Consider the following 20,500-nt stretch of genomic DNA (forward strand, 5'->3'; position numbering starts at 1 on the left):
GAAGATCATGCGGGCCACCCAGAAGAAGATGATGTCGTAGCCGGTAACCAGCACGTCGGTGGGGTAGAAGTACTTCAAGTCCTCGGTCTCCTCGGGCCAGCCCAGAGTGGAGAAGGGCCACAGGGCGGAAGAGAACCAGGTGTCCAGCACGTCGGGATCCCGGTGGATGTTCTTGGAGTGGCACTTCTCACACTCGCAGGCATCCTCGCGGCTGACGGTCATATGGCCGCAGTTGTCGCAGTACCACACGGGGATCTGGTGGCCCCACCACAGCTGACGGGAGATACACCAGTCGTGGACGTTCTCCATCCAGTTGAGGTAGGTCTTGGAGAAGCGGTCGGGGACGAACTTGGTCTCGCCCTCTTCCACTACACGAATGGCCTCCTTGGCCAGAGGCGCCATCTTGACGAACCACTGGGCGGAGATGATGGGCTCCACATCGCTGTGGCAGCGGTAGCAGGTGCCCACGTTGTGCTGGTGGGGCTCCACTTTCACCAGATAGCCCTGCTCCTCCAGATCGGCCACGATGGCCTTACGGGCCTCATAGCGGTCCATACCGGAGTACTTGCCGTAGCCTTCCACCACCTTGCCGTTGTCGTCCAGCACGCGGATGGTCTCCAGGTTCTGGCGCAGACCGACCTCAAAGTCGTTGGGGTCGTGGGCGGGGGTCATCTTTACGCAGCCGGTACCGAACTCCATGTCCACGTACTCGTCAGCCACGATGGGCATCTCACGGCCCACCAGGGGCAGGATGCACTTTTTGCCCACGATGTCCTTATAGCGCTCGTCGTCGGGGTGGACGGCCACGCCGGTATCACCCAGCATGGTCTCAGGACGGGTGGTGGCCACGATGACATAGCGGCCCTCCTCGCCCTGGATGGGGTAGCGGATGTGCCAGAAGTAGCCGGGCTTGTCCTGATACTCCACCTCGGCGTCGCTCAGAGCAGTGACGCAGTGGGGGCACCAGTTGATGATGCGGCTGCCCTTGTAGATGAGGCCCTTCTCATACAGGCTGCAGAAGACCTCACGCACCGCCTTGGAGCAGCCCTCGTCCATGGTGAACCGGGCGCGGTCCCAGTCGCAGGAGACGCCCATCTTCTTCTGCTGCTTGACGATGCGGTCGCCGTACTTGTGCTTCCAGTCCCAGACACGCTCCAGGAACTTCTCGCGGCCCAGGTCGTAGCGGGTCAGACCCTCCTTGGTGCGCAGCTCCTCTTCCACCTTGATCTGGGTGGCGATGCCGGCGTGGTCCATGCCGGGTACCCACAGGGCGGCGTAGCCCTCCATGCGCTTGAAGCGGATGAGGATATCCTGCAGGGCGCAGTCCATGGCGTGGCCCATATGCAGCTGGCCGGTGACGTTGGGGGGAGGCATGACGATAGTAAAGGGCTTGCGCTCCGGGTCACGGTGACCCTTGAAGCAGCCGTTCTTCTCCCAGGTCTCATAGACCCGGGATTCGACTTCCTGGGGCTCATAAACCTTTGGCAGTTCTTTTTTCATGGGTGTTGTAACACTCCTCTGTTGTGTGCTCCGGCAGGGCCGGGCGGGGTTCGGCTCCGGGCAAAAAAATCGCCCTGAGCCATAAAAGGCTCAGGGCGAACGAAACGTCCGTGGTACCACCTGAGTTCGGACCGGAGGCCCGCGCTCTGACCCGGTAACGGCGGGAGCCGCCGTCCCTTACTGCGACTTGGGGGACGGAGCTTGGAAGCCACCTTCACCTGCTTTGGGGGGAGACTCGCACCGACCGTCTCCTCGCTGTGCCGCCTGGGCAGGCTACTCCTCTTCCGCAATGCTTTTACAAAATAACATTATAAAGAGGCGGTTTCCAAATGTCAATGGGGAACTTCACTCACTTCTTGTCAAAATACTCCCGGGTCAGGCGAATGACCGTGCCGGACAGGAGCAGCAGGCCCACCAGGTTGGGGATGGCCATCATACCGTTGAGGGTGTCGGAGATGTTCCACATGAGGGTGCCGGAGCCCACAGAGCCCACCACGCACATAAGGACAAAGGCGATTTTGAAGATGACGTTGACCACCTTGTTGTTGTTGCTCAGGTAACCCCAGCAGCGCTCGCCGTAGTAGCTCCAGCCAAGAATGGTGGACAGGGCGAAGAACAAGAGGCTAATTTGCAGGACTGTGCCGCCGATGGTGCCGGGGAGAATGGCGTTGAAGGCCGCTGCGGCCGCCGCGCCGTTGGAGGCGAAGGAGCTGAGGTCATACTCCAGAACGCCGGAGAGGAGGATGGCCATGGAGGTGAGGGTACAAATCACGATGGTGTCCACAAATACCTCAAATACACCCCACATGCCCTGCTCCACCGGCTCCTGAGTATCGGAGGCGGCGTGAGCCATGGGAGCGGAACCAAGGCCGGCCTCGTTGGAGAACAGGCCCCGGGCCACGCCCTGCTGCATGGAGATCATAATCGTGTAGCCGGCCACACCGCCGCCGATCTCACGGGGTTCCAGGCTAAAGGCCTGAGTAAAGATGGAGGCCAGAGCGGCGGGCACGTCGGTAATGCGCAGGAGGATAATGGCCAGACCGGCCACGATGTAGAACAAGGCCATAAAGGGTACCAGGTAGGAGGCCACCTGACCGATGCGTTTGACCCCGCCGATGACGACGATGGCGGTGAGGATGGCCAGGATGATGCCGGTATACAGGGGATCCAATCCAGTGAGGGACTGCACCGCGCCGGCGATCTCGGTGGACTGGGCAATGTTGCCGATGCCGAAGCAGGCGATGCCGCCCAGCAGGGCGAAGAGGATGGCCAGCCACTTCTGGCCTGCGCCCTTCTCAATGTAGTACATGGGGCCGCCGTAGTGGGCGCCCTTCTCGTCTACCTGACGGTATTTCACGGACAGCACGATCTCAGCGTACTTGGTCATCATGCCAAAGAAGGCGGAAACCCACATCCAGAACACCGCGCCGGGACCGCCGACAAAGATGGCGCCGGTAACGCCGGCAATGTTGCCAGTGCCCACCGTACCGGCCAGAGCGGTAGATACCGCCTGGAAGGGGGTGAGGTTATGCTGGCTGCCGCTCTTTTTCTTATCCTTGGAAAACAGGGTGCCGATGGTGTTGCGCAGGATGAACCCAAAGCGCCGGGCCTGCAGCCCCCGGGTGCGGAAGGTGAGGTAGATGCCGGTGCCAACCAATAAAACCAGCATGATAGGACCCCAGACCACACCGTTTACCGCACTGTTAATGGCTTCGATTTGTGCAAGCATTGTGATCCCTCGCTCTCGTGTTTCAGCGGAACACACACATCCGCTGTGCCCGTGTAAAGGGCTAAAGATACTCCACATTATAGCGGTTTTTGAGGAGAGATGCAAGCAAGAGATCGTTAAAATGCAAAAAAGGACGGAAAATGGGAAAAATAGGAGAAAACTCTACAAAATATGCAAAGGATATCCGTCCAGCTGCACCACCTGGTCGGCCAGAGAAAGTACCTGAGTCTCGTGGCTGGACAGCAGAACCGGTGTGCCCAGCTCCCGCAGAAAGGTCATCAGCCGCTTTGTGCGTTCCGGATCGATGCCGGTGAAGGGCTCGTCCAACAGGTAGAGTTTTCCACCCAGAGCCAGACAGCGCACCAGAGCCAGCCGGCGGCGCATCCCGCCGGAGAGGGCGGCGGGACGGCGGTGTTCCTCCCCCTCCAGCTCCGCCAGGGCGATCCAGCGGGGGACCTCATCCCAGCGGCTGCGGGGCAGTATGTCGGTGAGGTGCTGCTCTACCGTGCGCCAGGGAAAAAGCCGGTCCTCCTGAAAGAGAAAGGCGGTCTCGGCGGGGGTGATTCCCTCCACCTGTCCGCTCTGGGGATGTTCCAGTCCGGCAATGACCCGCAGGAGGGTGGTCTTTCCACAGCCAGAGGGGCCGGAGAGGACCGTCACTCCCTGGGGAATTTTCAGGGAGAAGCGGTCCAGCACCTGTTTTTTCCCAAAAGAGAGGGTCAAATCAGTGACCTGCATGGGACGCACCTCCTTTCCAGCGCCGCACGGCGGCAGCCAGGAGCCACTCCATGGTCAGGCTCAGGGCCACCACCACCGCCGTCCAGGCAAAAAGTGTGGGGATCTCCAGATAAAATTTGGCGTTGTAGACCTCGGTGCCGATGGCTTGGCGAGGGGTACACAGCACCTCGGCAGCTACCCCGGACTTCCAGGCTAGGCCCATGCCTGTGGTAACGGCGGAGAGAAAATAGGGCTGGATAGAGGGGAGGTAGATGAGCTTGACCTTCTTCCAGCGGGAGAAGCGATAGGCCCGTCCCAGCTCCAATAGCTGCCGGTCTGCCTGGCCAATGCCCTGCTTCACGTTACTCCACACTACCGGCAGCACCATCAGGGTGACGATGACCATGGGGACCGTAGAGCGGTATACCGCCAGCATGACCAAGAGAATGAAGGACACCACCGGGACGGCCCGGATCATGCGGATCACAGGGGAGAAGAGAAGGTCGGCCCAAGAGCAGGCACAAGTGAGGGCGGCCAGCAGAGCGCCCAGCAGAGTGCCCAGAACCATGCCGGCCAGGATGCGGCCCAGAGACAGGGCAATGGTACACCAAAATTCGCCGGTGACGCAAAGCGCAGCCAGAGTCTGGACTACGGTCCAGGGGGTGGGTAGGAAGATGCCCAGCTTCTGCTTCTGGGCAAAAAGGGCCGCCAACTGCCAACCCCCCAGCCAAAAGGCCGGGGGCAGCAGATAAGTCAGAAATTTACGCCACGCCATAGTAGAAGCTGTCGTAGGGCATTCCGCCGCCGATGGAGGCGGGATTGGCCTGGAACAGAACGGAGAAGTAACCCTCCACCAGGTCCTTCATCTCCTGACCGGAGGCAAAGGTGAGGTTGCACTGGGGAATGGCCGCAGCGGCGATGGCAGTGGAGGGAGTGATCTTATACTGGGCCACCAGTTCACTGGCGGTATCCACATTGGCCTCGTCCTTCATGTAGTTGATGGAGGCCTCATACTCGGTGAGGAAGTCGGCCACAGCCTGGGGATTCTCCTCGATAAACTCGGTGCGGGCCACCACGCAGCCCATGGCCAGGGAACCGTTGCCCAGCTCGTCCCATGCGTCGGACAGGGAGATGGCCTGCTTGACCGCAGAGTCCTTGGCCATCAGAGCGGTGGCAGCGGGAACGGGGAGCATACACACGGCGCTGTCGGAGGAGATCATTTTGGCGGAAACCTCTTCGGCGGTGAGCCACTCAATGGTTACGTCAGTGGCGGGGTCCACACCGTTCTGGGTGAGCAGGTAGTTGAGAATGTACTCAGGATTGGCGCCCTTGCCGGTGGTGTAGATGGTCTTGCCGGACAGGTCGGCCAGGGAGGTGACGCCTACATTCTTATCCAGGATATACAGCACGCCCAGGGTGTTCACCGCCAGCATCTGGATGGAGCCGTCGCTTTGTGCGGCAAGATTGGCGGCCACATTGGTGGCGATGGCGGCGATGTCCACCTCACCGGAGGTGAGGGCGGTCTGAATCTGGCCATTCTCGGTGACCACCTCGGCATTGTAGTCGTTGAGGGTGGTGCCCGCGTCGTTGTCAGAGAGCAGCTTGGCCGCGCCCACGCCGGTGGGGCCGGAGAGGACCATGAAGTCTACCTGGGTGCGGTCCCCGGTGTTCTGACTGGTGGACTGGGAGGTGCTGTCCGAACCGGAAGCGGAGCCATTGCCGGTATTTTTAGGACCGCAGCCTGCCAGCAGGGACAGGGTGAGTGCAGCGCACAGGAGCAGAGAGAGTTTGCGTTTCATAATATCTTCCTTTCGTTTTGAAACTACAAAATTATAGGACGGACTGGAGGGCGGGGAGGCTGGGAACTTCAATGGTCTTCCCTGAGCGGCGGATGAGATCCGCCTGTTCCAGTGCGTCAAAGGCCCGGTAGAGGGAAGCGCGGCTGAGTCCCAGCTGCCGGGCAAGATCGGTGGCCGAGATGTTGACCGGACCGTCCACGGCATTGGCCAGCAGATAGCGGGCCAGCTTGCCTTCCGATCCCGACTGGGTCACCGACTGGAGCCGCCCGGAGAGAAATCGGATGCGGCCGGAGAGATAGCGCAGGTAGTTGCGGCGCAGCAGAGGTTCTTCCCCCAGCAGCCGGTCCACCGTGGCCTGGGGAAAGAAGATAGCCCGGCAGGGGGTGTGGGCGGTGAGAGTCGTGGCGTAGTCAGGGGCGTCGTTATAGAGAGCAGCGGCTCCGAAGAGTTCTCCAGCCTCCAGGGTGCTGACTGACAGGGCCCCATTGGTCACCCGGACCTGCCCGGAGAGCAGTACCCCCAGACAGCGGAGAAACCGGTGTGGCTGGTAGAGTACCTCACCAGCGGCAAAATCCTGGACCCAGGCGTCTTCCGACCCGGCAACGCGCAGCACCAGTGCCTCATCCCCGCCCAGAAGCAGGGGGCAGCGGCTCAGCAGGGAACGCTCGGCCGCGGTAAGCTCCGTCACAGGGGACACCTCCAAACTGTCTTATTTGAGACAGAGTGATCATACCACGGTGGAGTGTCCCGGTCAAGAAGAAAAAAGACCGGAGCGACTGCTCCGGTCTTAAAAATGAAAAGAATTAAGGGTTGTTGAGATCCAGCCGGGATTTGAAATATCCGTCGGCGCAGTAGATGGCGGCGGCGGGGTTGTTGCCTGTGGCCCGGTCCTTGGCCACCAGGGTGGTGACCAGAGCCTTGGAATATTTATAAAAGAGGGAGTCGTGGCCTACGCACAGGCCCAGGCAGATGTTGAACTGGGTGCCCTCCTTGTTGAGCAGCTCCGCCTGGGCGATGGGGTTGCACATCACCTCATAGGGGCCCGGGCGTACCCGGTAATCCGCCGGGACTCCGGCACGGTCCTTGGGGATGGAACCGGTCTTGCAGATCACGGAGGAGACCTCAAAGCCGTTCTGTCTTAAGATGCGGTCTACAATGGCGGCCTCCTTATGAAGTCCCGCGCAGAAGGCCAGGCCCAGCTTGGTGTAGCCCATCCGCTTGGCAAACTCCACTGTCTCCCGCAGACGGGGCCAGCGGCAGTAGCCCGCCGCTTCGATGACGGCGCTGGTGACAAAGAAGTCGTGGTTCTCCGGCTTAAAGTATTCCTCTAAAAGCTGCTCAAAAAAGGCCGGATCCTGCATAGGACAGTTCTTGGGCATCTTGTCCAGCTGTCCGGAACGGCAGGCCTCGATGGCACATTGGGTGCAGGTGAACATCCTTTACCCCTCCTTTGCCTCAAGGGAAGCTAGGTATGCCGCCGGACCGCTCTCGTAGAGGTCGCCGCCCTGGGAATCCAGAATTACCGTAAGGGGAAAATCCTTTACCTCCAAACGGCGGACGGCCTCACAGCCCAGATCCTCCCAGCAGATGACCTCCAGCTCTTTGACGCTCCCCGCCATGAGTGCGCCTGCGCCGCCCAGGGCAGCCAGATACACCGCACCGTTGCGTACCACTGCATCTTTGACCGCCTGGTTGCGCTTGCCCTTGCCGATCATGATGGACTGGCCCAGATCCAGAAGCCGGGGGGAGTAGGCGTCCATCCGCCCGCTGGTGGTGGGACCGGCAGAGCCGATGACCTGCCCGGGCTTCTCCGGAGTGGGACCTACGTAATAGATGGCGCTGCCCTCCAGAGGGAAGGGCAGGGGCTCCCCGGCGTCCAGCCGCTCCATGAGCCGCTTGTGAGCGGCGTCCCGGGCGGTGTATACCACCCCGGAGAGCAGAACCGTATCTCCGGCCCGCAGGGGAGCCAGATCCTCCCGGGTGACGGGAGTGGTCAGTTTATATTGCATGACATGGACCTCCTTTACAGCTCTTCCGTGGCCCGGCGGGTCACATGGCAGCTCACATTGACGGCCACCGGCAGTCCGGCCACATGGGTGGGGGCAGTCTCAATGGACAGCCCCAGGCAGGTGGTCTGCCCGCCGAAGCCCTGGGGACCGACGCCCAGAGCGTTGACAGCCTCCAGCAGCTCCTGCTCCAGCTGGGCGTAGTAGGGGTCGGGATTGGGCTGGTCGATGGGGCGCAGCAGGGCGTGCTTGGCCAGATAGGCTACCTTGTCAAAGCTGCCGCCGATGCCGATGCCCAGCACGATGGGGGGGCAGGGGTTGGAGCCGGCCAGACGTACGGTCTCGATGACAAAGTTCTTTACGCCCTCCACGCCGTCGGCGGGCTTAAGCATGCCGAGACGGCTCATATTCTCGCTGCCGAAGCCCTTGGGAGCCACGGTGAGGGTGCACCGGTCCCCAGAAACCAGGCGCACGGTGATGGCAGCAGGGGTATTGTCCTCCGTGTTCACCCGGCGCAGAGGGTCGCCCACGATGGACTTGCGGAGATACCCTTCGCCGTAGCCCTGGCGCACGCCCTCGTGAATGGCGGCCTCAAAGTCGCCCTCGATGTGCACATCCTGGCCCAGCTCCACAAATACGCAGGCCATGCCGGTGTCCTGGCAGACGGGCATGTGGGTCTCCTCGGCCAGCTTCATGTTGTCCCACAGCAGGCCCAGAGTCTCCTTGGCCAGGGGCCAGGGCTCCGCCTTGCGCTGCCGGTCCAGGGCGGCGACGATATCGGCGGGCAGGTAGGTGTTGGCCTGGATGCACAGGCGAGCCACCGCTTCCGTGATGGCGGCGGCTTGGATGGTACGCATACACATTCCCTCTTTCTTCGCGTTTTCTCCATTGTATCAAAATGGGACTGGCATTTCCAGAGGAGGGCAAAAAAATCCCGCCGGGAGTTCCGGCGGAATTTTCGATCATTGTGGGAAGGGAGCGGAGTACTCAAAGGTTCCGTAGGCGGAGCGGATGGGGCCGTAAGCGCCCAAAGAGCCCAAACCTCCCAGGTCGTCGATGGAGCGGAAGGGGTAGTGGAGTAAAGAGGTCTGGCGGCGGAGAAAGAGATGGGTGAAGTCGTAGTAAGGATAGTCGTTTTCTCGCTCTAAGTGTTCGCTGGCATCTGCGGTATAGGCCAGATAGCCGCCTAGCATGGTAGCCTTTTGGGGGATGGAGAAGGAGAAGTAGGGGGCGTAGTGGAGGTGTCCCAGCCGCTCCAGCTCTTCCTCATACCACCACTGCTGCGCCTCGTTGAGTTCCTCTGCGGTTTGGCCGCCGGCCAGCTGCACCTGGGGATGGGAGAGGTAGGCAGTCTCCCCTTCCTGCCAGAGCAGGGCGGCGGTGTAGTCGTCGTGAGCATCGTTGCCCGATACGTCCAGGGAGAACTGTTCCTGAAGGCGCAGAGCAGGCAGGGTGTCGTACTGGAAGAAGTAGTACCACCGCACTTGCCCCTGGGGAAGAAAGACCAGCCACACGGAGAAGCGGGCCTGGGTGTCCTCCACCTGGACAAGAAGATCATTTCCTTCGGTCTGGGGGACTATGTCATCGGTGAGATTCAGGTCGCTCCAGGACCCGGTCTCCACGGCGTAGGCGTCCTTGCAGCGGGTAAGCTCTGCCTCGTCTAGGGTGTCGGCCAGCTCCTGGGGCAGACCCAGCTCTACCAGATGGTCCCGTACGGCGGTCTGGTAGCCGGCCAGGGGGGCGGTGACCTCCTGGGTCTCCCCGATGGGCAGGTAGCAGCTGAGCCACAGAGCAGGGAGAATAGCCAGCAGAACCAGGAGAAAGACTCCCAGGACGAAGAACTTGCCTGGCAGCCGGACCGGTGCGGGAACAATGTCATACCCCTGGCCGACCAGGGACTCACTTTGGCGGAAGATGCAGACCAGCAGATAGATCTGGAATACGATGACAGCAAGGATACGGCCATAGTAGAGCCAGTCGTTGGTAATGGAGTCGCCGAACAGGCCGGATTCGGTAGCTGGCTCCAGGGTGGACCACAGGGCAAGTGCCAGGCACAGAAGGTAGGCGACCAGTCCCCGGCCCAGCCAGTCCTTGGGTTTCACTCCTGCTACGGAAGCGAAGCGGCGGCGGATACCGGCACGCAGGGCGAAGAGAATCACCGCGTTGGCAACCACCATCAGGGCTGTCAGGGAGTTGTTGAGGACTGTATTTTGCGTGATTTGTGCCATGATTGGGGTGGCTGTCAGAATGTCATAGGCTATGTGGATGACCAGCAGAAAGGCGGACAGGCTCCAGCACAGAGTAAACCAAGGGTCGCTTTTCCGCAGGGAACGGTAGCCCAGATAGAGGAGGGTGGCTCCCAGCAGGGGCAACAGGTACTGGAGGGAGAAGAATTCAAAGCGAAAGGTGATCAGCACCATGCCCCAGATGATCTTACGGATGGAGGCCTGCCAGGGGGTATAGTCGTGCACCTCCGGAGCAGGGGGAGGGAGTTGGGACATCTCGTCCATCAGCTGGAGGTCAAATTCATCCGGCTTCATGTGGCGTCACCTCCTAACAAGGTTTGCAGGCGTTTGCGGATGCGGTAGAGCTTCCCCTCCACGGCTCGCTCCGTGGTGCCCAGCTCGGCGGCAATCCGGGCAGTGGACTGGAGGTAGTAATATTTGCGGTAGAAGAGGGCGCGGTCCCAGGCGGACAGCTTGTCCAGTGCCTCCTGCAGACGCTGGATCCGCTCCTTTTGAAGCACCTTCTCCTCCGGTCCGGGGGCCGGGTCGGGACGGCGGGGGTCCAGTTCTTCCGGAAATCCGCGGCGGCGCTGGGCGCGGAGGTGGTCGTAGGCGGTATTGCGGCACAGGGCGGTGAGCCAGGTGGTGGGGCTGGCCTTCTCCCGGTCATACTGGTGACGGCCCTCCCACAGCTTGGCGCGGACCTGGGCCAGGCAGTCCTCCTGGTCCTGGGGATCGGAGAGCATGCCGCTGATGATATAGCGCAGCATGCCGTCGTAGTGGGCCAGCAGATGCTCCAGGGCCTCGTGGTCGTCCTGGCCCAGACGCTCCATCCATGCCCATAGGTCCATGTCCTCACCTCCCTGGTTGTTGTTTCTATTGGTATATACGCGGCTTGGCGGGAAATCCCACGAAAAAATTTACCCCGGGCCGATGATCTCAGCTCGGGGCAAAGGGAATTAAAAGGGGAGAAGCGGTCCAGCGGCGGTAAACACCGCACCAAAGACCAGAGCGGGCAGCATATTGGCAACCTTGAACTTGGTGCCGAAGCACAGGTTGACGCCCACACAGAAGATGAGCATGCTGCCCAGGAAGGACAGATTGTCAATAACGGGCTGGCTGAACACGGGAGAGAGGAGCCTGGCGCACAGAGTGACCGTCCCCTGGAGCACTCCCACCGGCAGGGCGGAGAAAATGGCTCCCTTGCCATAGGTGGAGGCAAAGATCATGACAATAAGAAAGTCCAGAATGGACTTGGTATACAGGGTGGAGGGGTCGCCAGACAGACCGTCCTGGATAGAGCCCACAATGGCCATGGCACCGATGCATACCACCAGAGAGGCGGTGACAAAGCCCTGGACAAACTGGTTGTCGCCTCCCTTACGGTCGGCACGGGCTTTCAGCCACACGCCCAGCCGCTCCATCTTGCCGTCAAAATCACAAAATTCGCCGACCAGAGTACCCAGAGCCAGAGAGAGGATCATAAACAGGGTGTCCCGGGTGCTGACGGTGGACAGTCCTCCGTCAGAGACCACCAGCATCCCACACAGGGCTCCGCCTGCTCCAATAAACAGAGTGGCCAGCCCCAGGGAGCGGATGACGCTGTCCTGAACAGACTGCTTCAGCCCACCTTTGGCCAGCAGGCCGATGTAGCCGCCCACGACGATGGCCAGCACGTTGGCGATGGTACCCATGCCCACCATAAAAAACACCCCCAAAATCTGCTGCACTAACCATTTAGTATAGCAGATTTCAGGGGGATGTAAAGAGAGATTGTCAGGAATCGTCGTCTAATAGCACGCCTGCGGCGGATTTGGCCAGCAGTCCCAGGGTGCGGGCGATGCTGGTACGGGTTCCCTCGTCCAGACGGGTGAGGCCCTGAAAGACGGTGTACAGATTTTTAGGCTGGGCCAGGTCATCCAGGGAGCGGGCTTGTGTGCCCGCCAGAGCCTGATACAGGCCGTCCAGGAAAACTTCCCGGTCCGTTGGAGTGAGGGCGTCCAGCCAGCTTTTTACCGTCTGGTCCAGCTTTCGGCTGCCCTGCGTCACCTGATCTACCACCACAAAGCCGCCGCCCTGTACCTCCCAGGAGTAGGGGTCATGCTGGAAAATGCCCAGCTGGCGGCTCTTGATGACGGTGTAGGGGTCCTCATGCTCCAGCAGCATTCCCACCACCGAGGACTGGGGAACAAAGGAGTGGATACGGGGGATGAGTTCCAGATAGCCGGGCGCAGTGAGCACCTTTTTGGTAAATCCGGGGCCGTCGTTGTTGTACACCGCTTTGACCCGGTCCCGTACCGTGGGGGAGGCCAGGGCGGCGGCGTAGACGGCCAGGTTACCACCCTTGGAATGGCCGCCCAGAATAACAGGACCGGGGCTGTGGGCGACCCAGGCGGTAAGGTAGTCCAGGGCGGCCTGCTGAGCGGGGACGGTGTCCAGAAAGCTCATGTTGAAGTCCTCTTTCCAGCCTACCAGAGTGGAGTCGGTCCCCCGGAAGGCCAGAAAGGTCTCTGCCTGGCTCACCCGGATGGCCAGTGCGGCAAACTGAGTCTCCCGCTGGGGAGAGAAGATATCCTGGTGAAAGGTGAGCGTCAGCCCGGAAAACCGGGGAGCGTCCATCAGGGCACGGAGGAGCTTTCGGTCGTTGTCACACCGTACCCGATCCTCCGTAGAAGATTCCGGAAGGGAGAGAAAAGCCTGGGCGGCCTGGGCCAGAGGCACGCCGGGACCGGGCCGCTGGGGGACCAGGTCCTGAAAATGAACGTAGGCTAGGGTGGATAAAATCAGCGCGTCCACTGGGTTCAAAGGAACTTGGGCAAAGGGGATGTCTCCCCGCCAGTCCAGGTAGTCAAAGATGGTACCCACAAAACTCCTCCTTGTTGGATGGTGATTTCATGATAGCAGGGCGGGGTGTCAAAGACAAGAAAAAATGCCCGGAACGGGAGATCCCGTTCCGGGTGGAAAGGAGAGAGGCTCACGCCAGGCCCAGCAGCAGATAGGCTGCGGTGCCTACCACGCCAGAGCCGAAGATGACGGCGATGGCGCTGGGGCGGAACTTGCGCAGGATAAACAGGGCGCCCGCAAAGATCACGGCCTCGATCCAGCGGAAATTGGAGAGAGCCACGTGGGCCAGGTCGGACTGGAACACACCCAGCAGCAGGATGGACAGTCCGGCGGAGGCGATAAGGGCGACCACCGCGGGGCGCAGGGCGGACAGAACGGTCTGCACGCCGCTGAAACTGCGGTACTTGTAGTAGAAGTGGGCCAGAGCCAGGCAGATGCAGAAGGAGGGGATGATGCAGCCCAGGGTGCACAGCAGCACGCCGGGGATGCCGGCCAGGCGCATGCCTACGAAGGTGGCGGAGTTGATGGAGATGGGACCGGGGGTCATCTCCGCGATGGTGATGAGGTCGGTAAACTCAGCCAGCGTCATCAGGCCGTGGATGTCCACGATCTGGTTCTGGATGAGGGGGATGGCGGCGTAGCCGCCGCCCACGCTGAACATGCCTACCTGAATGAAGGCGAAGAACAACTGCGTAAGGATGTTCATTTACGCCACCACCTTTCGATTGCTGCGCAGCTTCATGGCCAGATCCACCAGGCCGACCACCAGGCAGCACAGGATCACGATCATGGCGTCTACGCCCAGAATGACCTTACCCACAAAAGCGGTGGCCATGAGGAGAATGTAGAGGGTACGCTTGGTGGCGATCACGTTCTTGGCCAGGTTGATGACCACGTCGAAGATGACTGCCGCTACACCGGCCCGCATGACCTGCAGAGCGATGGCGATAATGCGGTTGGAGCGGAACTGGGTGTAGAAAACAGAGATGACCGAGATGATGATCATGGGGGGGAGGGCGGTGCCCAGGATGGCAACCAGGGAGCCGATCACTCCGTACATCCGGTACCCGAGGATTACCGAGGCGTTGATAGGAATAGGACCGGGAGAGGACTGGGCGATGGCGGTGATGTCCAGCATCTCCTCCTCCTCCAGCCACTGAAGATCTTCCACGAATTTCTTCTTCATCAGGGATACGATGACAAAGCCGCCGCCGAAGGTGAAAGCGCTGAGCAGGAAGGTGGCTTTAAACAGCTGCCACAGCATCCGTGCCGGGTTCTCTTTCGTTTTCATAACAAGTTGTTTCCCCTTTCGTACTCTCTTTTTCTGAGGTGGCCTTATCATAACATACTTTTTCCATAATGAAAAATTGTTTATCTTTATTTATATATAAATCTATGTTATGATAAAAGCAGGAGGGATACCCATGCTAGATTTTCGAATGGATACTTTTCTGGCTGTGTGCCAATATATGAACTATACCCGGGCTGCCGAAGCGCTGAACATCACCCAGCCTGCCGTCTCCCAGCATATCCGCTGGCTGGAGGAGCAGTATGAGGCACCGCTGTTCACCTATGCCAACAAGCGCCTCTCCCTGACCCGGGAAGGAGAGCTGCTGCGGAGCATGGCGCTGACGGTAAAGCATGATGAGCAGATGCTGCGCCGCCGCCTTCACGATCCGGGACCTGGAGCCCACCGTCTGGTTTTCGGCGTGACGCCTACCGTAGGTATGTCGCTGATCCCGGAGCCTCTGGCCCGGTACCACCGGCTGTATCCCGACGCGCCCATCTCCATGCGGGTGTCCAATACAGAACGTTTGTGCGCCGCCCTGGACCAGGGAGAGCTGGATTTTGCCATCGTGGAGGGCTATTTTTGCAAAAGCGACTACGATTCCCTTCTCTACCGGCGGGAACCCTATCTGGCGGTATGCGGGGCAGAGTATCAGTTTGAGCAGGAGCCTAAGGTGCTCTCCGACCTTCTGGGGGAGACTCTGGTGGTGCGGGAGCCGGGTTCCGGCAACCGGGAGATCATCCGCCGGGCGCTGAGTCGGGAGAATCGGGCGGTGGAGGATTTTCGCAGCGTCATTCAGGTCAGCGACATGAATGTATTGAAAAAACTGCTGCTGCTGGGCTGCGGGGTGGGATTTCTCTATCAGGCTGCGGCTCAGCCTCAGCTGGGACAGGGGCTTTTGCGGGCTATTCCCTTGGAGGATTTTCAGGAGAGCCATGATATCACCTTCCTGTGGCGTAAGGGCAGCGTCTTCGCCCAGCGGTACCGGCAGCTGTTTGAACTGCTCTCTCCCCAGGACATAGAGGGAGAATCGTGTGCAGCAGGTGATTGACAGGGGAAAGGGATTCCTGTATGCTAGTATCTGTAAAAGAATGTCCAGGACCGGCTGTACGGCAGAGGAAGGTGGGGAAGCCTTCCGGGTCCTTTGGACATGCGGCAGATTTTATGCCCGGTGCTGCATGAAATTGCGGTACGGAAAACAGGGAGGTTATATTATCTATGAGTGAAAACAAGATTCCTCAGAGTGAGATCACCCGGGTCAAGGGCCTGGGCTTTTTGTGGGACAAGCGGACTGCCGACCGCTTTAATGGCCGGGTCATCACCCGCAACGGAAAGATTACAGCCGAGGAGTGCGCGGTGGTAGCTGAGGCCGCCAAGAAGTTCGGCAGCGGCGAGATCGCCATGACCACCCGCCTGACCATGGAAATCCAGGGTGTTCCCTTTGAGAACATCGAGCCTCTGCGTCAGTATCTGAAGGAGCAGGCCGGTCTGGAGACCGGCGGTACCGGCGCCAAGGTGCGCCCGGTGGTCTCCTGTAAGGGTACCACCTGCCAGTACGGCCTCATTGACACCTACGCTCTGTCCCAAAAGATCCATGAGCGTTTCTTTGTGGGCTACAATCAGGTGAAGCTGCCCCACAAGTTCAAGATTGCCGTGGGCGGCTGTCCCAACAACTGCGTCAAGCCCGACCTGAACGACGTGGGCATCGTGGGTCAGCGGATCCCCCTGGTCCACCCTGAGCTGTGTAAGGGCTGTAAGATGTGCGAGAAGGAGTGCCCCATGCACGTGGCCAAGGTCGTGGAGGGCAAAGCCACCATCGACCCCAACACCTGCAACCATTGCGGCCGCTGCATCCGCAAGTGCCCCTTCCACGCCATTGAGGCCCAGACCACCGGTTATCAGGTCTATCTGGGCGGCCGCTGGGGCAAGCGCACCGCTATGGGCCGTTGCCTGGATGTGATCTTCACCAGCGAGGAAGAAGTGCTGAACATGGTGGAGAAGTGCATGCTGCTCTTCAAGGCCTACGGCGAGCCCAAGGAGCGCTTTGCCGATACCGTCACCCGTCTGGGCTTTGACGAGGTCAAGAAGATGCTGATGTCCGATGAGCTGCTGGAGCGTAAGGACGAGATCCTGGCTCAGTAACATCAAAATAACGCAAAAAAGTGCCCCAGGCTACTGCCTGGGGCACTTTTTATACACAAATTACTTGCCGCAGAAGTCCTTGGCGACCTCCACGATGTGCTCCGCGGAGAGACCGAACTGCTTGAGCAGAGCGGCAGCGGGGCCGGAGTGGCCAAACTCGTCGTTGACGCCGATGCGGCGCACAGGGGTGGGGCACTTCTCGGCCAGAACACCGCACACAGCCTCACCCAGGCCACCCAGGATGTTGTGCTCCTCACAGGTGATGATCTTGCCGCACTCCTTGGCGGCCTTCAGCACCAGCTCCTCGTCCAGGGGCTTGATGGTAGCCATGTTGATGATCCGGGCGGAGATGCCGGCCTCGGCGAGGACCTTGCCCGCCTCGATGGCCTCGGCGACCATCAGGCCGTTGGCGATGATGGCCACATCGGTGCCGTCCTGGAGCACCTCGCCCTTGCCGATCTCAAAGGTGTAGCCCTCTTCCTCGTGGAACACGGGGACAGCGGCGCGGCCAAAGCGGATGTAGACGGGGCCCACATACTCGTAGGCGGCCTTCACCATGGCACGGGCCTCCACATCGTCGGCGGGAGACATGACCACCATGCCGGGGATGGAGCGCATGAGGGCGAAGTCCTCACAGCACTGGTGGGACGCGCCGTCCTCGCCCACGGAGATGCCGCCGTGGGTGGCGCCGATCTTCACGTTGAGGCGGGGATAGCCGATGGAGTTGCGCACCTGCTCAAAGGCGCGGCCGGCGGCGAACATGGCAAAGCTGGAGGCGAAAGGCACCAGTCCCATGGTAGAGGCACCGGCGGCCACAGCGATCATGTTGCCCTCGGCGATGCCGCAGTCAAAGTGACGGCCGGGGAAAGCCTTCTGGAAGGTGGCGGTCTTGGTGGCGCCGGCCAGGTCAGCGTCAAAGACGATCAGGTTGTCGTGCTCGGCACCCAGCTCCTTCAGAGCGTTGCCGTAGCTGTCACGGGTTGCGATCTTTTTCACGTCTGCCATCTTACATCGCCTCCACTTCTGCCAGCTGAGCCTTCAGCTCCGTCATGGCCTTCTCGTATTCCTCGTCATTGGGGGCCTTGCCGTGCCAGCCAGCCTGGTTCTCCATGTAGCTGACGCCCTTGCCCTTGGTGGTCTTCATCACGATGGCGAAGGGCACGCCCTTGGTTTCCTTGGCCTTGGCAAAGGCGGCCTCCATCTGTTCAAAGTCGTGGCCGTCGATCTCAGCCACTTCAAAACCGAAGGCCTTCAGCTTCTCAGGGATGGGGTAGGGGCTCATCACGTCGGCGATGTTGCCGTCGATCTGCAGGCCGTTGTTGTCGATGATAACGCACAGGTTGTCCAGCTTGTAGTGATGGGCCAGCATAAAGGCCTCCCAAACCTGGCCCTCCTGGATCTCGCCGTCACCCAGCAGGGTGTACACCCGGCAGTCCTTGCCCTGGTACTTGGCGGCCAGAGCCATGCCGGCGGCAGCGGAGACACCCTGGCCCAGAGAGCCGGTGGACATGTCCACGCCGGGGGTCTCGTTCATGTTGGGGTGGCCCTGGAGGTGGCTGCCGATGTGGCGCAGGGTGAGCAGGTCGCTCTCGGGGAAGAATCCCCGCAGCGCCAGGGCGGCGTACAGGCCGGGGGCAGTGTGACCCTTGGACAGGACAAAGCGGTCCCGGTCCTCCCACTTGGGGTTCTTGGGATCCACGTTCATCTCTTTAAAGTACAGGTAGGTAAACAGGTCAGCGGCGGACAGGCTGCCGCCGGGATGACCGGCCTTGGCGGCGTGGGTTCCCTCAATAACACCCATGCGCACCTTACAGGCGGTGGCCATCAGTTGCTTTTTTTCTGCTGCGGTCAAGTAGATCGCTCCTTTCATACGCATTGGCTTCCGTTGCATAAAAAGTGGACTGGAGGGCCAGTCCCGCAGGGTCCGAAACAAAAGGGCACCAAGCCCCCACGGAATGCTCCGAACAGATGGAATGTATGATAAGTTTCTGAGTTTATTATAGTGCGTGACGGAGAGTGGTGTCAACCTTGAGGTGGCTCCAAGAGACAGAAAAATCCCCCGGCAGGGCAAAATGCCTCACCGGGGGAAGGAAAATCAGCGGAAATAAACCAGGGGATCTTTGGGAGGCTCGGCCTTTTCCACGGTTTGGGCATAGAGCACCACGCCCTCACCCTCGTAGACGGCGGCGTGCTCCCAGCGGATCTGAGCGGTGACGGTGACCCACTCCCCCTTGCGCAGGGAGCGGCTGCGGTCATATTTGCACAGGAAACCGAAGAAACGGATGTCGTCTACACAGCAGGTCATGGCGTTGCGGCCGGGAATGAAGGTGCCCTTGGGCAGCTTCATGCTGGTCATGGCCTGGGCCTTAAAGGTGACGGTCTTGCCCTCGTAGCGCTCGGGGTGGTCTTGGATGTCAATATACCAGATGCCGTAATCGTCATCCTCCAGCTCCAGGTGGTCGCTGTCCAGAGAGTAGGGGAGGATGTCCTCCACCTCCAGCTCCTCGCCACGCTTGTCCTCAAAGACGATCTCGCACATGCGGTTGACCGCCCGGATGGACCGCTTCCAGCCCGACAGAGGCATGTCCGGGGTGCAGCGGTTGAAGAGCACCATGTCTGCCTCGGACACCTGGTCCACGATCATGGACTGCATGTTGGTGCGGTACATCTCAAAGGTAGTGGCGTCGATGACGTGGATGGCCTGGTACAGTCCCCACTCCCGGGGCAGCTTCAGATCCCGGAGGATCTGGATGGGCCACATGCCGTTATACTCCAGCAGGACGCGCTCGGGCTGATAGCGCCGCTCCACCTCGTCCAGAAAGCCGCGGGTGAGCTGGGACTGGTCCTCCACCGGCACCAGACGGCAGTTGCGCTTGGACAGCTTCTCCTGGTCGTACTCCTCCTCGCCGTCCTCACAGCGGATGAGCACGGTGCGCTGGCCGTCGTTGAAGTAGTCCATATTCAGGGTGTCGATAAGCAGGGTGGTCTTGCCGCTGTCCAGAAAGCCGGTGATCAAATAGAGAGGAATTCGGGAATCAGGCATGTTCCGTCACCTCACGCCAGCAGGAACAGCTTCTCCAGCTGTTCCTCCTTGAGATCGGAGCCGATGACGCACAGACGGCCGGTATAGTCGGCAGCGCCCTCCCGGATCTGGAACTCGCCGGGCACCAGGTCGAAGTGCAGCCAGGTCTGGCCGTCGTCGCAGGGCAGGATACCCTTGGCACGGAGGATCACGCCGTAATCCTCGCCCATGGCCAGGGCGGACAGGGCGTCCTGGAGATCTTCGCGGCTGTACTTCCGGGGCGTCTCGCGGCCCCAGGAGGTGAACACCTCGTCGGCGTCGTGGTCGTGGTGGTGATGGTGGTGCTCGTGGCCCATATCGCAGGCCAGGCAGGCGTCACAGGCAGCCTCGTCACAGCTGTGGTCGTGGTCATGTTCGTGGTGATGGTGGTCATGGTCATGATCGTGGCAGCCGCAGTCGCAGTGCTCGTCGTGGTCATGGTGGTGATGCTCGTCCTCGTGCTCATGATCGTGGTGATGATGCTCGTGGTCGTGATCGTGGCAGCCGCAGTCGCAGTGCTCATCATGGTCGTGGTGGTGATGCTGGTGGGCGATTTCCTCCATCAGCTCCTGGGCCAGAGAGTGGCCGCCCTCCATGGCGGAAAGGATCTGAGCGCCGGTGAGCTGGTCCCAGGGGGTGGTGAGGATGGCAGCCTTGGCGTTTTTGTCCCGCAGCAGCTTCACGGCGGTGTTCAGCTTGGCCTCGTCCATCTTCTGGGTGCGGGAGAGGAGAATGGCGCTGGCGTGCTCCACCTGGTTGTTGAAGAACTCGCCGAAGTTCTTCATATAGATCTTGGCCTTGGTGGCGTCCACCACGGTGACAAAGCTGTTGAGGTGCAGATCGGGTGCCTCGGCCTGGACGCGCTCCACGGCGGCAATGACGTCGGACAGCTTGCCCACGCCGGAGGGCTCGATGACGATGCGGTCAGGGGCGTAGTCGGCCAGAACCTGCTTGAGGGCCGCGCCGAAGTCGCCCACCAGAGAGCAGCAGATGCAGCCGGAGTTCATCTCGGTGATCTCCACCCCGGCGTCCTTCAGAAAGCCGCCGTCAATGCCGATCTGGCCAAACTCGTTTTCGATGAGCACGATCTTCTCGCCGCGGAACACCTCGTCCAGCAGCTTCTTGATGAGAGTGGTCTTGCCGGCGCCCAAAAAGCCGGAGACAATGTCGATTTTTGTCATGGTGAATT

At 60.6% G+C, this 20,500-nt stretch carries 21 protein-coding genes and 1 other annotated feature; of the genes, 2 read left to right on the top strand and 19 right to left on the bottom strand.

Annotated elements, in window-relative coordinates:
* From ACLTXB_RS11725 to ACLTXB_RS11795, 15 genes are all read right to left on the bottom strand, one after another.
* On the bottom strand, positions 1 to 1,500 hold a 1,500-nt coding region (locus ACLTXB_RS11725), incomplete at its 3' end, for a valine--tRNA ligase (RefSeq protein ID WP_428227115.1).
* A gap of 88 nt (positions 1,501 to 1,588) precedes the next feature.
* Positions 1,589 to 1,799: a binding site (T-box leader), on the bottom strand.
* Between the two features lie 50 nt (positions 1,800 to 1,849).
* Positions 1,850 to 3,229, bottom strand: a complete 1,380-nt coding sequence (locus ACLTXB_RS11730) for an alanine/glycine:cation symporter family protein (RefSeq protein ID WP_428227116.1) — start codon at positions 3,227 to 3,229, stop codon at positions 1,850 to 1,852.
* 162 nt (positions 3,230 to 3,391) lie between these two features.
* The gene (locus ACLTXB_RS11735) at positions 3,392 to 3,967 is read right to left on the bottom strand and encodes an ATP-binding cassette domain-containing protein (RefSeq protein ID WP_428227117.1); all 576 of its coding nucleotides are present in this window, start codon (positions 3,965 to 3,967) and stop codon (positions 3,392 to 3,394) included.
* Positions 3,954 to 4,721 carry an ABC transporter permease gene (locus tag ACLTXB_RS11740; RefSeq protein WP_428227118.1) on the bottom strand — a complete coding sequence of 256 codons (768 nt, stop codon included), beginning with the start codon at positions 4,719 to 4,721 and terminating at the stop codon, positions 3,954 to 3,956. The genes ACLTXB_RS11735 and ACLTXB_RS11740 overlap by 14 nt, the downstream gene beginning before the upstream one ends.
* Complete coding sequence (locus ACLTXB_RS11745; RefSeq protein ID WP_428227119.1) at positions 4,708 to 5,745, bottom strand: ABC transporter substrate-binding protein; 1,038 nt, start codon at positions 5,743 to 5,745, stop codon at positions 4,708 to 4,710. The genes ACLTXB_RS11740 and ACLTXB_RS11745 overlap by 14 nt, the downstream gene beginning before the upstream one ends.
* A gap of 31 nt (positions 5,746 to 5,776) precedes the next feature.
* Positions 5,777 to 6,433, bottom strand: coding sequence for a Crp/Fnr family transcriptional regulator (locus ACLTXB_RS11750; RefSeq protein ID WP_151076098.1), 657 nt, complete (start codon positions 6,431 to 6,433; stop codon positions 5,777 to 5,779).
* A gap of 115 nt (positions 6,434 to 6,548) precedes the next feature.
* Complete coding sequence (locus ACLTXB_RS11755) at positions 6,549 to 7,181, bottom strand: DUF1847 domain-containing protein (protein WP_428227120.1); 633 nt, start codon at positions 7,179 to 7,181, stop codon at positions 6,549 to 6,551.
* 3 nt (positions 7,182 to 7,184) lie between these two features.
* The gene (locus ACLTXB_RS11760) at positions 7,185 to 7,754 is read right to left on the bottom strand and encodes a Fe-S-containing hydro-lyase (RefSeq protein ID WP_008981101.1); all 570 of its coding nucleotides are present in this window, start codon (positions 7,752 to 7,754) and stop codon (positions 7,185 to 7,187) included.
* Between the two features lie 14 nt (positions 7,755 to 7,768).
* Positions 7,769 to 8,608 (bottom strand): fumarate hydratase, encoded by an 840-nt coding sequence (locus ACLTXB_RS11765; protein ID WP_428227121.1) that lies wholly within the window; start codon positions 8,606 to 8,608, stop codon positions 7,769 to 7,771.
* Between the two features lie 105 nt (positions 8,609 to 8,713).
* Complete coding sequence (locus tag ACLTXB_RS11770; protein WP_428227122.1) at positions 8,714 to 10,291, bottom strand: hypothetical protein; 1,578 nt, start codon at positions 10,289 to 10,291, stop codon at positions 8,714 to 8,716.
* Complete coding sequence (locus ACLTXB_RS11775; RefSeq protein WP_428227123.1) at positions 10,288 to 10,827, bottom strand: RNA polymerase sigma factor; 540 nt, start codon at positions 10,825 to 10,827, stop codon at positions 10,288 to 10,290. The genes ACLTXB_RS11770 and ACLTXB_RS11775 overlap by 4 nt, the downstream gene beginning before the upstream one ends.
* Before the next feature lie 108 nt (positions 10,828 to 10,935).
* Positions 10,936 to 11,679, bottom strand: a complete 744-nt coding sequence (locus tag ACLTXB_RS11780) for a DUF554 domain-containing protein (RefSeq protein WP_428227124.1) — start codon at positions 11,677 to 11,679, stop codon at positions 10,936 to 10,938.
* A 73-nt stretch (positions 11,680 to 11,752) separates the two neighbouring features.
* Entirely contained in the window at positions 11,753 to 12,841 is a 1,089-nt protein-coding gene (locus tag ACLTXB_RS11785; RefSeq protein WP_428227125.1) for a DUF2974 domain-containing protein, read from the bottom strand.
* 109 nt (positions 12,842 to 12,950) lie between these two features.
* Positions 12,951 to 13,526 (bottom strand): chromate transporter, encoded by a 576-nt coding sequence (locus tag ACLTXB_RS11790; RefSeq protein ID WP_110440326.1) that lies wholly within the window; start codon positions 13,524 to 13,526, stop codon positions 12,951 to 12,953.
* Positions 13,527 to 14,111, bottom strand: coding sequence for a chromate transporter (locus tag ACLTXB_RS11795; protein WP_428227126.1), 585 nt, complete (start codon positions 14,109 to 14,111; stop codon positions 13,527 to 13,529). It lies immediately after the preceding gene.
* A 133-nt stretch (positions 14,112 to 14,244) separates the two neighbouring features.
* Here ACLTXB_RS11795 and ACLTXB_RS11800 point away from each other — a divergent pair, with 133 nt between their 5' ends.
* Together ACLTXB_RS11800 and ACLTXB_RS11805 are read left to right on the top strand one after the other, a co-directional pair.
* Positions 14,245 to 15,159 (top strand): LysR family transcriptional regulator, encoded by a 915-nt coding sequence (locus tag ACLTXB_RS11800; RefSeq protein ID WP_428227127.1) that lies wholly within the window; start codon positions 14,245 to 14,247, stop codon positions 15,157 to 15,159.
* A 167-nt stretch (positions 15,160 to 15,326) separates the two neighbouring features.
* On the top strand, positions 15,327 to 16,250 hold the full coding sequence (locus ACLTXB_RS11805; RefSeq protein WP_328245606.1) for a 4Fe-4S binding protein: 924 nt from the start codon (positions 15,327 to 15,329) through the stop codon (positions 16,248 to 16,250).
* Positions 16,251 to 16,310: 60 nt separating this feature from the next.
* Here ACLTXB_RS11805 and ACLTXB_RS11810 read toward each other — a convergent pair whose 3' ends face one another.
* The 4 genes from ACLTXB_RS11810 to ACLTXB_RS11825 all read right to left on the bottom strand — a co-directional run bounded on the left by ACLTXB_RS11810 (position 16,311) and on the right by ACLTXB_RS11825 (position 20,492).
* Positions 16,311 to 17,255: a transketolase family protein gene (locus tag ACLTXB_RS11810; protein ID WP_428227128.1), complete on the bottom strand. Its 945-nt coding sequence runs from the start codon at positions 17,253 to 17,255 to the stop codon at positions 16,311 to 16,313.
* 1 nt (position 17,256) lies between these two features.
* Positions 17,257 to 18,120, bottom strand: a complete 864-nt coding sequence (locus tag ACLTXB_RS11815) for a transketolase (RefSeq protein ID WP_428227129.1) — start codon at positions 18,118 to 18,120, stop codon at positions 17,257 to 17,259.
* A 225-nt stretch (positions 18,121 to 18,345) separates the two neighbouring features.
* Positions 18,346 to 19,293, bottom strand: a complete 948-nt coding sequence (locus ACLTXB_RS11820; protein WP_428227130.1) for a GTP-binding protein — start codon at positions 19,291 to 19,293, stop codon at positions 18,346 to 18,348.
* An 11-nt stretch (positions 19,294 to 19,304) separates the two neighbouring features.
* Entirely contained in the window at positions 19,305 to 20,492 is a 1,188-nt protein-coding gene (locus tag ACLTXB_RS11825; protein ID WP_428227131.1) for a CobW family GTP-binding protein, read from the bottom strand.
* Between the last annotated feature and the right edge of the window lie 8 nt (positions 20,493 to 20,500).

The sequence above is a fragment of the Flintibacter sp. genome, from assembly GCF_046973065.1.